Raw genomic sequence first — 14,148 nt, forward strand, 5'->3', positions numbered from 1 at the left:
ACGCTCGCCCCGTTCCGGCAGCAGCCCTGAGCTCAGCTCAGAAGATCACTGCCTTCGGACCGCTGTGGAGGGAGCCATGGCTGTCACATACTTGATGCTCGCGCGGCTACCTGAAGTGGGAATATGCCTCTCCCCGCGGCGATCAGGGCCAGAATTTCGGGGAAGGTGTCTGCGGCGTGGCCCCGATCGGGGCCACGCCGGCCGTCATGTCAGGTGCGAAGACATCCACCGGAGCAGGATATCCCGCCGAGTACTGAAGCTCCCGGCCACTCCCCCGGGCTGTGGACGGATGGCCTCAGACGCGGGTCCACTTCTGGTTGGTGCCGCTGTGGCAGGCCCAGATCTGCACCTTGGTACCGTTGGCGGTGCCGGCGCCGGACACGTCCAGGCACTTGTTCGCGCCGACCGCGGTTATCGTGCCGTCGGCGTTGAGGCGCCATTTCTGGTTGTTCTGCCCGTTGCAGTCCCAGATGATCACGGCGGTGCCGTCCGCCGTCCCGGCCCCGTTCACGTCCAAGCACTTGGTGCCGTAGACGCGCAGCTCACCGGCGCTGGTGGAGGTCCACTGCTGGTTGGCCTGGCCGTTGCAGTCCCAGATCTGCACCTGCGCGCCGTTGGCCTGCGAGGCGCCGTTGACGTTCAGGCACCGGCCCGACCCCGCACCCCGCACCGCACTCGTACTGCTCGACGGGTTCAGCTCCTTGATGCGGATGTTGCGGAATGACACCACGTCGCCGGACCCGTGGTTCTGGATGCCGATGTAGCCCTGCTGGAGCGAGCGGACCGGGTCGCTGTTGGTGAAATCGTTGATCTTCGTGCCGTTCAGGAACACCTGCAGCCGCTCACCCTCCACCAGCAGCTCATAGGTGTTCCACTGACCCGGCGGATTCAGCGCCGCGTCCCGTGAGGCGATGTCCGCCGCCTTGACCCCATAGATGGCCCCCGTCGTTCTGTCCGGGGTGTCGGTCGCGTCGATCTGCACCTCATATCCGGTGTTGAGCGCCGCGTTCGGGTCGCCGGTGGCCGGGAACCCGACGATCACGCCCGAGTTGGAGTCGCCGGTCAGCCTCCAGTCGAGCTTGAGCGAGTAGGAACGGAACTCCTTGGCGCCGTACCACAGCATGCCCATGCCGCCCTGGGAGGTCAGCGTGGCGTCGCTGTTGGCGAACGACCCCGGCCCGGCCTGCGACCAGCCCGTCGTCGATCCGTTGTACAACGTCGTGTACCCGGTCTCCGGGCGGCAGTCGGCGTTGGTGGCCTTGGCCGCGTACCGGATTCCGCCGAGCAGCAACGTGCGGAAGCTCGGATCGGCGTACGACTCCTTGGTGTGCCCGAGGCCGGTGTAGAACGCGCGGCCGGAGGACTGGGGATGGCACCAGGTGATCGGGTGATCGCCCATGCCGCCGCCGCTGTAGCTGCCCTCGTCCAGGCTCTGCAGCACCCGGACGTTCGAGCGGGGGTTGGTGCGGTAGTTGTACCACTCGTCGGTACGTGTCCAGGTCGCCCCCAGGTGAGCGGTCGCGGTATGCGCCCGGTCCTCGTTCCGTACGGTGGCCTGCTGGATCGCCGGGTGGTTGTTGAACCAGGCCCCCATCAGCTGCCCGTAGTACGGCCAGTTGTACTCGGTGTCCGCGGCCGAATGCACCCCCACGTAGCCGCCCCCGCCGTCCACGTACGTCTGGAAGGCGGTCTGCTGGTTGTCGTTCAGCACGTCACCGGTGGTGTTGAGAAACACCACCGCCTTGTACTGGGCCAGGTTGGCCGTGCTGAAGGCGTTCGAGTCCTCGGTGGCGTCGACGGCGAAGTCGTCGGCGGCCCCCAGGTCGCGGATGGCCTGGATCCCGTTGGGGATCGAGTCGTGCCGGAACCCTGCCGTCTTGGAGAACACCAGCACCTTGAAGGCGGCGGCCTGGGCGGGGATGGCGGGGATCACCGTCGCGGCGGCGATGATCGCCGCCACCGTCATCGACAGGCGTCGCAGCACAGATGTCTTTCGGTCGCGCCCCGCGATGCGCCCGAGCGCGGCGGGGGTGAGATGTCGCAGCATGGGTGTCCTTTCAGACGCGGGTCCAGCGCTGGTTGGTTCCTCCGGTGCAGGTCCAGATGCGCATCTTGGTGCCGTTGGCGGTGCCGGAGCCGGTGACGTCCAGGCACTTGTTCGTGCCGACCGCCGTGATGGTGCCGTCAGCGTTGAGGCGCCACTTCTGGTTGTTCTGGCCGTTGCAGTCCCAGATGATCACGCTGGTGCCGTCCGCCGTCCCGGCCCCGTTGACGTCCAGGCACTTGCCGCCGTAGACGCGCAGCTCACCGGAACTGGTGGAGGTCCACTGCTGGTTGGCCTGGCCGTTGCAGTCCCAGATCTGCGCCTGCGCGCCGTTGGCCTGCGAGGCGCCGTTGACGTCCAGGCACCGGTTCGACCCCACACCCTTGAAGGCGCTCGTGCTCCCCGAGGGCGGGGTGCCGGTGTCGAAGGTGAAGGTGTCGACGTCGAACAGGTAGCCCTGTCCGGTCGGGCCACGGAAGACCAGGTACAGCGTCGTCGTGCCGGCCGGCGCGCCGCTGAGGTTCGCCGAAACGTCGGTGAAGACGTCCCAGCTGCCGGTGCTCGCGACGTTCACCGTTCCCAGCAGTGTGCCCGTCGCCGAGCCCGCCCGCACCTCGATCCGGCCGCCCGCGCCGGCCGAGGAGACCCGGGCGGTGATCCTCGTCGCGTTGCCCAGGTTGTACGGCTGGAAGGAGATCCAGTCGCCGTCGTCGGTGAAGCCGGCCGTCTTGCCGCCTTCCGCGGTGGCGTGGTCGGCAGTCTGGATGCCCTGCTGGGCGCCGAAGTGCTCGGCCTGCCGGTGCCGCGGCTGGAGCGTACGGGCGCTGGTGGAGGTCAGACCGCCCTTGTCGGTGTAGGAGGCCTCGAAGACGCCGTAGATGTTGGCCGCAGTGTCATGCTCACCGTCGGCCGGCAGCGAGATGGAGCCCGAACAGCCGGTATTGGAGGTGATCTTGTGGCGGTGGCTGTCGTGGCCGAGGAAGTAGGCGACGGTGATCTCGGCGCAGTCGATCGTGCCGTCCTCCGGGTCGCTGACGGTGACCTGGAAAGGCACGGTGTCGCCGAAGGAGAACAGCTGCCCGTCGGCAGGGATGGTGAGGCTGACCGTCGGTGCGGTGTTGCCGACGTTCACGATCACGCTCGCCGTGGCGGGGAGACCCTGCGGGTCCCGGACCGTCAGCGTCGCCGTGTAGGTGCCGTTCGTGGTGTAGGTCTTGCTGGGATTCGCCGCCGTGGAGGTGGTGCCGTCGCCGAAGTTCCACGAGTAGGTCAGCGCGCCACCCTCCGGGTCGGAGCTGCCCGCCGAGGAGAAGTTCACCGTCAGCGGGGCCGGTCCCGACGTCTTGTCGGCCGACGCCTTGGCGATCGGATTGCGGTTGGCGTTGCCGATGTACTCGATGCGATACAGCGCCTGGTTGTTGTTCCCGGTGCCGTAGTCGAGGACGTATAAGGCCCCGTCAGGACCGAAGGCCATGTCCATCACCTGCGTCCCCGACCAGGGGAACGCCGAGATCTCCCCGTAGGCGCCGTCCGGCTTGACCTCGATCGCCTTGATCCAGCGCCGGCCGTACTCACCGGCGAAATACCGCTCGTCCAGCGCCTGGGGGAACTTGACGGCCGAGTTCAGGTCCGGGTCGTACCGGTAGACCGGACCACCCATCGGCGACTCCGACCCCGAGCCGAACTCCGGCGGAGATCCGGCGTCCCCCGCGTACCTGATCCACGCCGGCTTCGCCGGAGGCAGCGTGGTCAGGCCGGTGTTGCGGAAGGAGTTGTTGGTGAGGCCGCCCGCGCAGTTGTACTTCGGGCCGGTGCTGTTGGTGGCGAAGTTCCATTCGTTGTAGGTCTCGCTGGTGGTGTTCGTACCCGTGCAGTACGGCCAGCCGTAGTTGCCCGGACCGGTGATGCGGTCGAACTCCACCTGCCCGCTCGGCCCGCGGTTGGGGTTGGTCACACCCGCGTCCGGCCCGTAGTCGCCGAGGTAAACGATGCCGGTCGCCTTGTCCACGCTCATCCGGAACGGGTTGCGGAAGCCCATCGCGTAGATCTCCGGCCGGGTCCTCGCCGTCCCCTGCGGGAACAGGTTGCCGCTGGGAATCGTGTAGGTGCCGTCGGGCTGCGGCTTGATGCGCAGGAGCTTGCCGCGCAGGTCGTTGGTGTTGGCGGACGAGCGCTGGGCGTCGAACTGCGGGTTGCGGTTGGTCCGCTCGTCCAGCGGGGAGTAGCCGCTCGACTCGAACGGGTTGGTGTCGTCGCCGGTGGTCAGATACAGGTTGCCGGCGGCGTCGAAGTCGATGTCCCCGCCCACGTGACAGCACTGGCCGCGGTCGTTCTGGACCCGCAGGACCACCTTTTCGCTGGTCATGTCGAGAGTGTCGTCCGGCTTGAGGGTGAACCGGGACAGGTACAGCTCGCCCTTCCACTGGTCGAACTGCGCCTGCGTGCCGGTGCTGGGCGCATCGCCGTTCGGCGTGCTCAGCCGCGGCGAGTAGTAGAGCCAGATGTGCCGGTTCGACGCGAAGTTCGGGTCGACCGCCGCACCCTGCAGGCCCTCCTCGTCGTGAGAGTAGACGTTGAGCCTGCCGGCCACCTTCGTGTTGCCGTTGACATCGGTGACGCGCACCGTGCCGTCGCGCGCCGTGTGCACCACCGACCGGTTCGGCATCACGGCCAGCGACATCGCCTCACCCAGTTCCGCGCCACCCGAGGCGAGAGACACCTGCTGGTAGTCGGACGGCGGGATGTCGAGGGCGTTCGCCGGGGAGGCGTTGAGCGCGAGTGCTCCGGAAGTGATGAGCGCCATCGTGGTCAGCAAGGTGAGCCACGGACGTCGGGACATGAGTGTTCCCTCCTGCAACAGGAAGACCAATCAGGGCAAGGCGGCCGGAATTCTGCTCGTGGCCAGAGGAGTGCCGCCTCTGGCCACGGTGAGAGACGAGGCCCGTCGTCAGGCGGACGGTGTCAGGCGCGGGTCCACTTCTGGTTGACTCCGCCGTGGCAGGTCCAGATCTGCATCCTGGTGCCGTTGGCGGTGCCGTTTCCGGACACGTCCAGGCACTTGTTCGCTCCGACGGAGGTGATGGTGCCGTCGGCGTTGAGGCGCCATTTCTGGTTGTTCTGGCCGTTGCAGTCCCAGATGATCACGCTGGTGCCGTCCGCCGTCCCGGCCCCGTTCACGTCCAGGCACTTGCCGCCGTAGACGCGCAGCTCACCGGAACTGGTGGAGGTCCACTGCTGGTTGGCCTGCCCGTTGCAGTCCCAGATCTGCGCCTGCGCGCCGTTGGCCTGCGAGGCGCCGCTGACGTCCAGGCACCGGCCCGATCCCACACCCTTGAACGCGCTCGTGTTCCCCGAAGGCCGGCCCTGGGGCCCGGCGGACGCGATCACGGCCTGGGCGCCGGCCGGCCAGGCGCCGTTGGTGACGGTGACGTTGTTGTTCACCACGTTGCCGCGGTCGCCGTTGGTCACGTTGGTACTGCCGTTGGTCGACCAGTTGCCGGTGACGGTGAAATTGCCCATGTTCTCGCCGTACCAGTAGTTGGCGGTGGCCCAGGTGCCGGTGTTCGAGAGCACGTTGTTCCTGACGGTGTAGTACCTGGAGCCCTCGTCGAAGTAGATGCCGAACCAGCCGTTGATGCGCAGGCAGTGGTTGTCGCTGATCACCGCGCCCGGGTTCCACGACAGCGTGTAGATGCAGCCGCCGTCGGTCATCTGCTGCATGACGTCGTGCACGTAGTTGCCGATGAGCCGGTTGCCGGAGGCGGTGGTGGCCGTGGTGTAGCGCGGCTGGAAGTCGTACAGGCCGCGGTCGGCGTAGTGGGTGCTGCCGCCCGGCTCGTTGGCGCCCCAGCCGTACCCGATCGACATGCCGGTGTACGGCATGTTGTAGACCTCGTTGTGGGACACGTCGGTGTTGGTGACGTAAGTGGTCAGGACCGAGACGACGCCCCGGTGGTCCAGGCCGAGGTCGTGAATGCGGTTGTCGCTGACGGTGATGTTCCGGTTGACCATCCGCTGGTCACTCGGGTGGTGCGCGTCGGCGCGCACGCCGCCGACCACGATGCCGCCGGCCGAGCTGCGGGCGATCTCCGACCGGGTGACCGTGATGTCGGCGGCGCCCAGGCCGACACCGCTGGCGTGCGCGTTGGCGTCATTGCCGATGCCGATGGCCGTCTGTCCCAGGTTGACGAAGCGCGAGTCGGTGAAGGTGACGGTGTTCGCCGCGGAGACCTGCACGGCGGCGGGCATCTGGTACCAGTTCGGCCGGGTCGCCTCGAACTGGCGGCAGCCCTGATGGCAGGAGGTGAAGGCGGGCCAGCTCCAGTTGCCGGCTATGTAGGCGCCGGTCTGCTGGTCCACGTAGCCCTGGTTGCCGCTGGGGCCGAGCCAGCTCGTGCCGGTGAAGGTGATCCCGCTGAACGTGATGTGGTGCGCGGGCGCGTCGTAGGTTCCCCCCACATGCACCAGCGACTGGAGCACCGGCAGCTCCACGCTGACGTTGCCCATGTTCTGCCCAGCGAGCGGGATGTAGGACAGGGCGCCGGTTGCGGGGTCGAGGTACCACTCCCCCGGCGAGTCGAGGAACTCGTAGGCGTTGGCCAGGTAGAGCGGCCCCGCCCGGTGCGGGCTGGTGAAGGTGTCGTACCCGAAGTTGTTGTTGTTCCAGGCGGGCTGCCGCATCGTGATGAGGTTGCCGCTGATGCTCTGCACCGGCGCGTACCGGTCGGTGAACGAACCGACGCTCTCCATCTCGACCCGACCCTGGTTGGCGAGGTTGTTCAGATAGCTCAGCGCGCCGCTGGTGAACCTCATCCCGGTGCTGCTCGCGGTGAAGTCGGACCGGTTGACGGCGGTGCGCGCCCGGGTGGCGAGCGTGCCGTCGACGTACAGCTGCCGGGTGTCGATCCCGGCGCCGACGTTGGCGCGCCAGATGTTCTTCGCGGAGTCGGCCAACGACCAGCCGGTGACCGCCCTGGCTCCGCTGATGACCGGTACGGCACCCGCCGCGGCCTGCCATCTGACGGAGTAGCCGTTGTTCCCGGAGTCGGCGGCGGTCAGCCGCAGCGGCGCGGACAGCCGGTACACCCCGTCGGCCAGCTCGACGACGATGTCCCCGGACATGCCGGCGTTCAGCGAACGTAGCGCCGTCTGCGCCGCGGACAGCGAGCACGGCTGGGTTGAGGTGCAGGCGGTGCCGGTGCCGGCGGGTGACGCGTACAGGGTCGTGGTCGCCGCGAGGGCCGGGGTGGCGGGGGCGACGAGGGCGAACGCCGCGGCCAGCGCGGCGGTGACGATGCCGATCAGGATCGGTCTCAGCATCGTGACGGGCGAAGGTAATGGCACAGTCGTTCCTCGGGGGGTAGAGGTATGGCCAGGTCACGCCCTGATCCTCAGGCAGGTGACGCTCTTCTGAGGTGGAGGCCGTCGTCGAACGGGGAGAGAAGCATGACGGCGGCCGGCTGTGCGGATCCGGCTCCGGGATCAGTCGGATCATGCTGCTCGGCGGTATGGTGAGCGCGATCAGTGGGCCGGCAGAGACTGTCACCTGCGCCGTCATGGCGCCGACGGGATGGCCGCGCCGGATCGAGGCCCGCCTCGTCCACGTAGCTCGTTCGATCGGTCACGTGCTTCTCCCAAGGTGGCGCGCCTCACTGGTGAGACCACAAGGGGACGCATGGCAAACGAAGCTGTGGACGTCGACGTGGCTGGTCACGATGCGGAGGGCCGCGAAGTGCCTCCACACTGCGTCCATGTGATCCAGCCGCGGAGGTTCCTGAAGGAGCGCGTCCTTCGGGGCCTCGCTATCTAATTACGTTCGGAGTCATGATGCGTCAAGACCTTAAGCCCGCTTATTTCGCCGTTTATATACCGAAGGTCTAGCCATGCTTTGTGCGCTTTACTCCTTCACCAGCGGCGATACCTGCCACGGCGTACGCTCGCGCCCATCATGCTCGAATGAAGCTTTCAGATGTGTCGTACTGATCGGACGCACCTGATAGTCCTCCGGGAGGGCGACGTCGATCAGCCATACTCTTGCAGGGAACGGCGAGGAGGAAGCGGTGACCGACACCCCGCGCGAGAGCGGATACCGGCCGGGCTACGAGGTGGCCGCCGAGCAGGTACTGGAATTCATCGTCCGGCTCGGCCTGCGTCCGGGCGACCGCATGCCGACCGAGAACGAGCTGGCCCGGCATCTGGGCACCAGCCGCACCGTGGTGCGCGAGGCGGTGAAGATACTCTCCGCGCTCGGCCGGGTGCGCGCCCAGAAGGGCCGCGGCCTGTATGTGGCCGACGACGAGGGGATGCTCGGCACCGGGCGCTGGGCGTCCTTCTTCCTCCCGACCGACCTCGACCACGTCTACATGCTGTTCGAGTTCCGCCGCGCGCAGGAGATGGAGACCAGCCGGCTGGCCGCCCGCCGCGCCACCCCCGCGGAGCTGAGGGCCATCGAGGAGGCGGCCGGCGTGTGCCGCCACGGCTTCGAGACCGGGCGCGAGGAGCTGTTCAACGAGGGGGACCACACCTTTCACACCGCCATCGCCACGGCCTCGCACAACATGTTCCTCCAGGTCGCGGTGCGGGAGGCCCGCAGGTTGCAGGCGCAGTCCAACCTCATCGGGCTGCGCGGCTCGGTGGGCGGGCACGCCGCCAAGGCCGTCGAGGAGCACGACGCCATCTACCGAGCCATCCGCGCCGGCGACCCGGAAGCGGCCGCCCAGGCCGCCGCCACGCACATCGACAACACTCTCGACGACTACCGGCGAGAGATCCAGCAGCGCCTCTTCTCCTCATCCGACTGAGCCGGCTGCCCCGAACCGGTTCGACCATATGGGAACCGACGACACATGGCCAGGCGAGCCGGCGCCGGATGAACGTTTCATCGGGCCCGACTGCGAGCGCCCCCGGGCAGGGGTTCCGGCAGGCAGGCGGACAGGACGGAGCCTTGACAGGCGATCCGCCCGTCGTATGTGCTTCGCTGTGCACCGCCGTCTCCCCCTCCTCAGTGGATTCAGTACGTTGGCGAATCGATTCGCACTCGTTGTGGCGACCGGTTTCCGAGCAGCTATCCCCCAAGGAGTACGACAATGCAGCCTTCATCCGTTCCCTTATCGGGCCGTGCGACGCGTGGGCGGCGCTCTCGGGCCGCCCACGTCGCGTCTGTGGTGGCGGCGCTGGCGACCCTCCTGGCCACAGCCCTGACATGGTCGGCACCGGCCTCGGCAGCGACCGCGCCGCTGGTGGGCGTGGGGTCGAACCGGTGCCTGGACGTCAACGGCACCTCGCAGACGAACGGCGCGCAGGTGCAGATCTGGGACTGCAACGGCCAGGCCAGCCAGCAGTGGACCTCCATCAATTCCGATGAGCTACGGGTGTACGGCACCAAGTGCCTGGACGTTTACGGCGGCGGCACCGCCGACGGCACCAGTGTGATCATCTGGGACTGCAACGGGCAGAACAACCAGAAATGGCGCCTCAACGCCGACGGCACCATCACCGCCGTCGGCGCGAACAAGTGCCTGGACGTGTCCGGCGCCGGCACCGCCAACGGCACCAAGGTGCACATCTGGACCTGCCACGGCGGAAACAACCAGAAATGGACCACCGGAGCGGAGCCGCCGCCGCCCGGCGCGCGGCCGTGCGACATCTACGCCTCGGGCGGTACGCCGTGCGTGGCCGCGCACAGCACGACGCGGGCGCTCTACGGCTCGTACAACGGCAACCTGTACCAGGTCAGGCGCTCCTCCGACAACACGACCAGGAACATCGGCGTCGCGACCGCGGGCGGCGTCGCCAACGCCGCGGCCCAGGACTCCTTCTGCGCCGGCACCACGTGCGTCATCACCGTCGTGTACGACCAGTCCGGGCGAGGCAACGACCTGTGGTATCAGGGATCCAGCGTGGTCCCCGGCTCCCCCCAAAGCAGGCCCGCGATCGCGACCACCGAGTCGCTCACCGTCGGCGGCGGCAAGGCCTACTCGCTCTACATCAACCCCGGCAACAGCTACTGGCGGGACGGCCACCTGACCGGCGTGCCCACCGGCAGCGCACCCGAGGGCATGTACATGGTCACCAGCGGTACCCACGTCAACAGCGGCTGCTGCTTCGACTACGGCAACAGCGAGACGACCAGGAAGGCCGACGCCGCCGGCGCCATGGACGCCATCAACTTCAGCACCCAATGCTGGTTCGGCGGCTGCCAGGGAACCGGCCCCTGGGTCCAGGCCGACCTCGAATGGGGGCTCTACCCCGGCGGCAGCCAGTCGTGGAACCCCAACCAGCGGGCCTTCCCCCACAAGTTCGTCACCGCCACGCTGAAGAACAACGGCACGACCCGGTTCGCCATCAAGGGCAGCAACGCGCAGTCCGGCAGCCTGTACACCTTGTACGACGGGCCGCTCCCCAACGGCTACAGCCCGATGAAGAAGCAGGGTGCCATCATCTTGGGAAGCGGCGGCGACTGCTGCAAGCCCGACGGCGGCGCCAACCTCAGCGCCGGAACCTTTTACGAAGGCGCGATGGTCGCCGGCTATCCCACCGACGCCACGGAGAACGCCGTCCAGGCCGACATCATCGCCGCCGGTTACCGCTGACCCGGTCTCAGGGGCCTTTTGGCGAGCCCGGACGCCGGCCACCCACTCCGCCCAGCAGGGGGAGGCGGTGGCCGGCATCCGGACGAGGCCGGGCACCGGCGAGGGGGGCACGACACTAGTGCCGCGTCAGGCAACGTTTGCGACGTTCGTCGTTGGCCCTGAGCCGACGGTAGGTGACGTGGCACCGTGCATCGAAGTCGAGCGTTATGGGCGCCGTCCCGTTGCGAACCTGAACGCCCCGAGCGCCGAATCGGTCGCGCGCTCGGTCTGCGGTCTGGTTCGCATCACGACGGTGTTGAGTAGGTGGGATCGGGCGCCGATGAGAAATGGCGCCGACAGTCGTCTAAGTAGACGTCCGGTGAAAACGCGCTGCGCGCATCAAGGGAGAGCAACGAGATGAGACCACTTCGATACTCGATCAACGTCACGCTCGACGGCTGCTGCCATCACGAGGCAGGGCTCCCCCCGGACGAGGAGTCGATGCGCTACTGGACCGCTGAGATGGAGCGAGCCGATGCCCTGCTATTCGGCCGGGTGACCTACGAGATGATGGAGTCGGCGTGGCGGAAGCCGGCCACGGACACGTGGCCTGACTGGATGGATGAGTGGCAGATCCCGTTCGCCGAGACCATCGACCGGGCGAAGAAGTACGTCGTGTCGAGCACGCTGAGCGGGGTCGATTGGAATGCCGAGCTGGTGCGAGGCGACTTGGGGCAAGCGGTTCAGCAGCTCAAGCAGGAGTCAGGCGAGGGCCTGTGGGTGGGTGGCGTGACGCTCCCCCTGGCGTTGGCAGATCTGGGACTGATCGACGAGTACGAGTTCCTTGTGCAGCCGGTCCTTGCCGGACACGGGCCGACGTTGCTCGCCGGTCTGCGCGAGCGCATCCAGCTTGAGCCCGTGGACCGCCATGAGTTCCGGTCGGGGGCGGTCGCCCTGCGATACCGGCCCACGCGAGTTACGGCTTGACGTGATTATCCTGGCACGTTGGCCGCTCCCTCGCGACGGAACGACGGCTCGGGGTCGCGTTGGCCGCGCTGGCCGTGCCCCCGAACGCGCGGACATATCGACGGGGGACATCGCCCCGAGGTGCCGGTAGCGGACAGGGCAAACGTTGCCTGACGTGGCACTAGGTCTGATAGAAGCCGCCGGTGGCCGCCAGCAGCCGTCGTCCGGCGTGCTCCGGCCGGATGTTGGGGCCCTCGGCGGCCCTGGCGTCCGGCCGGCGGGTGAACGCGTCGATCGCGTGCTCGTCGATCGTGAATGCCGAGACCCAGCGAGTCTCCGAGGATGAACGCGCCGTCCTCGACGTAAAGGTCGAGCGCAACTCGCTGGCCAGGTGGTTCGGCACCGACGTCGCGGCGTGCAGCAGCGCGACCGGCGTGGAGCCGATCGGGCTGACCGGCAGGTCATGGGCGTGCGCCAGGGCGGACACCCGGAGGAAGTGTGACACCCCCCAGACCACGGCCGTCTGGACGATGTCGACGGCCCCCGCGGCCAGCAGCGGACGGAACTGCTCGAGCCCGGTGAGGTTCTCCCCCGTGGCGACGGAGGCGCGGATCCCGCGGCCGACGACGGCCAGGCCTTCGGCGTCCCACCGCCGGACCGGCTCTTCGATCCACGCGAGATCCAGGGTGCGTTCGAGCTCGTAGACGTGCCGGACCGCCTGCTTTCGGGTCCAGGCCTCGTTCACGTCGAGCATCAGGCCCGGCCGCGATCCGTGCCCGGCCTCGGTCAGGACGTCCCGTACCAGCGTCAGGCGGCGCCGGTCGCATTCGATGTCGAGGCCGCCTTTGATCTTGGCCGCCCGCAGACCGTGCTGGGCGTAGACCTGGTAGGCCGAGACGAGTTCGTCGTCGGTCAGGCCGATGTCGAGGCCCGAGGCGTAGGCGGGCACCCGCCGGTCGCGTCCGCCCAGCAGACGCCAGAGCGGTTCACCGGCCGCCTGTGCCTTGATGTCCCACAGGGCGGTGTCGAGCGCGCCGATCGTGCCGAACACGGCGCCGGCGTGGCCGGCCTTGAAGGTCTGCCGCAGCATGCGGTCGTAGAGCGCCGTCACGCCGCGCGGATCCTCGCCCTCGATCGCGGCGAAGACGGCGTCGATCTCCACGTGCGGCCCGAGGCCGATCCCGGTGATCCCTTCGTCGGTGTCCACCATGACGAGCGGCACCGAGACGACTCCGTCGGCGAAGACGCCGTTGGCGTCGCCGACGGGACGGCCCCATTCCTGGACCGTCGTCGTGGTCCGATACCCCGTGATTCGCATGTCAGCCCTTCGTGGAACCGGCGGTGACGCCGTCGGCGATCTGGCGCTGGAGGAACAGATAGACCATCAGCAGGGGTATCGCGGCGATCAGGACTCCCGAGGCGAAGGTGGGGATGTCGTCGGAATACTGCCCGCGCAGCGCGTTGACCCCGATCATGAGGGTGCGATGCTCGGGTGACGGCATCATGAGCAGGGAGATGAGCACGTCGTTCCAGCAGAACAAGGCGTCGAGGATGCCGACCGACAGCAGCGCCGGAACGCCCAGCGGGAGCATGATCCGCCGGTACACGCCGTACACCGTGTTCCCGTCGATCCTGGCCGCGTCGACGATCTCGGCCGGAATGGTCCTGTAGTGGCTCGTCATCAGGAAGACGGTGAACGGGAGGAACTGCGCGACGTAGGCCAGGATCAGTCCCGGGTAGGTGTCGACGAGCCCGCTGTCGGCCATGACCCTGGTGAGCGGCACCATGATGACCTGGAACGGGATGAACAGCCCCGCGAGACAGCCCAGGAAGATCACCAAAGAACCGCGGAACCGCAGCTGACTCAGCGCGAAGCCGGCCATCGACCCCAACAGCAGCAGCAGGAACACGGCGCATGCCACGACGATGAACGAGTTGACGAAGTACCGCGCCATTCCGGCGCTGACCCACGCCTCGGCGATGTTGTCCCAGCGCAGGGACGACGACCTCGTCGTCACACGGCGCGTGCTGGAGTCCGACATGGCGAACGTCGCCGCCCGTCTGGCCGGGCCGGACACCGTGGATCAGCTGCGTGCACTGGTGGATCGGATGGACGAACTCGTGGACGACCCGGTCACGTACGCCGAAAGCGACCGCGCCTTCCACGACACGATCATGCAGACGTCGGGAAACCGCATCGCTCGTGGCGTCGTACGGGCGCTGGAAAGCCAGGTCTTCAACACTGCCCGCTACATGGGCCGGACCGAGCGGGCCTTGTGCGTGGCGTCGAACCTCGGCCATCGCCGCATCTACGAACGCATCGCCGCCCACGATCCCGACGGTGCCGCCGAGGCGATGTTCAATCACATCACCGAGGCCTGGATCGTCCGCCGCAGCGGAACGGCCGATCCCGTGCGGCTGCGGCGTTAGCACCGGACGCACCCCGTGAGACCGGCCACCCCGCCCGGGCAGGGCAGGGCAGGGGTAGCCGGCCGGCTTTTCATACGAAACGATTCGATTGACGGACCGTGAAAGTTTCATCGCGGCACGTCCGTGGTGACGGCGGCC

The 14,148-nt window shown here is 67.9% G+C and carries 9 protein-coding genes; 4 read left to right on the forward strand and 5 right to left on the reverse strand.

The window, feature by feature from the left end:
* Positions 1 to 295 precede the first annotated feature (295 nt).
* From ACTMTI_RS42490 to ACTMTI_RS42500, 3 genes are all read right to left on the reverse strand, one after another.
* Positions 296 to 2,047, reverse strand: a complete 1,752-nt coding sequence (locus tag ACTMTI_RS42490; RefSeq protein WP_441126479.1) for a ThuA domain-containing protein — start codon at positions 2,045 to 2,047, stop codon at positions 296 to 298.
* A gap of 10 nt (positions 2,048 to 2,057) precedes the next feature.
* Positions 2,058 to 4,883 carry an RICIN domain-containing protein gene (locus ACTMTI_RS42495; RefSeq protein WP_441126480.1) on the reverse strand — a complete coding sequence of 942 codons (2,826 nt, stop codon included), beginning with the start codon at positions 4,881 to 4,883 and terminating at the stop codon, positions 2,058 to 2,060.
* A 122-nt stretch (positions 4,884 to 5,005) separates the two neighbouring features.
* On the reverse strand, positions 5,006 to 7,363 hold the full coding sequence (locus ACTMTI_RS42500; protein WP_441126481.1) for an RICIN domain-containing protein: 2,358 nt from the start codon (positions 7,361 to 7,363) through the stop codon (positions 5,006 to 5,008).
* A 740-nt stretch (positions 7,364 to 8,103) separates the two neighbouring features.
* Here ACTMTI_RS42500 and ACTMTI_RS42505 point away from each other — a divergent pair.
* The 3 genes from ACTMTI_RS42505 to ACTMTI_RS42515 all read left to right on the forward strand — a co-directional run bounded on the left by ACTMTI_RS42505 (position 8,104) and on the right by ACTMTI_RS42515 (position 11,601).
* A complete protein-coding gene (locus ACTMTI_RS42505; RefSeq protein ID WP_441126482.1) occupies positions 8,104 to 8,844 on the forward strand; it encodes a FadR/GntR family transcriptional regulator in 741 nt (246 codons plus the stop codon).
* 360 nt (positions 8,845 to 9,204) lie between these two features.
* Positions 9,205 to 10,635 carry an arabinofuranosidase catalytic domain-containing protein gene (locus tag ACTMTI_RS42510; protein ID WP_441126483.1) on the forward strand — a complete coding sequence of 477 codons (1,431 nt, stop codon included), beginning with the start codon at positions 9,205 to 9,207 and terminating at the stop codon, positions 10,633 to 10,635.
* 396 nt (positions 10,636 to 11,031) lie between these two features.
* On the forward strand, positions 11,032 to 11,601 hold the full coding sequence (locus tag ACTMTI_RS42515) for a dihydrofolate reductase family protein (RefSeq protein ID WP_441126484.1): 570 nt from the start codon (positions 11,032 to 11,034) through the stop codon (positions 11,599 to 11,601).
* A gap of 160 nt (positions 11,602 to 11,761) precedes the next feature.
* Here the strand turns inward: ACTMTI_RS42515 and ACTMTI_RS42520 are convergent, their stop codons facing one another.
* Both ACTMTI_RS42520 and ACTMTI_RS42525 read right to left on the reverse strand, forming a co-directional pair.
* A complete protein-coding gene (locus ACTMTI_RS42520) occupies positions 11,762 to 12,898 on the reverse strand; it encodes a mandelate racemase/muconate lactonizing enzyme family protein (RefSeq protein ID WP_441126485.1) in 1,137 nt (378 codons plus the stop codon).
* Between the two features lies 1 nt (position 12,899).
* Entirely contained in the window at positions 12,900 to 13,535 is a 636-nt protein-coding gene (locus tag ACTMTI_RS42525) for a carbohydrate ABC transporter permease (protein ID WP_441126486.1), read from the reverse strand.
* On the opposite strand from ACTMTI_RS42525, the gene ACTMTI_RS42530 reads away from it, so the two are divergent.
* Positions 13,507 to 14,010: a FadR/GntR family transcriptional regulator gene (locus ACTMTI_RS42530; RefSeq protein WP_441126487.1), complete on the forward strand. Its 504-nt coding sequence runs from the start codon at positions 13,507 to 13,509 to the stop codon at positions 14,008 to 14,010. The two genes, ACTMTI_RS42525 and ACTMTI_RS42530, sit on opposite strands and share 29 nt — an antisense overlap.
* Positions 14,011 to 14,148 lie beyond the last annotated feature (138 nt).

The sequence above is a fragment of the Nonomuraea sp. H19 genome (genome assembly GCF_052068215.1).
Lineage (GTDB): Bacteria > Actinomycetota > Actinomycetes > Streptosporangiales > Streptosporangiaceae > Nonomuraea.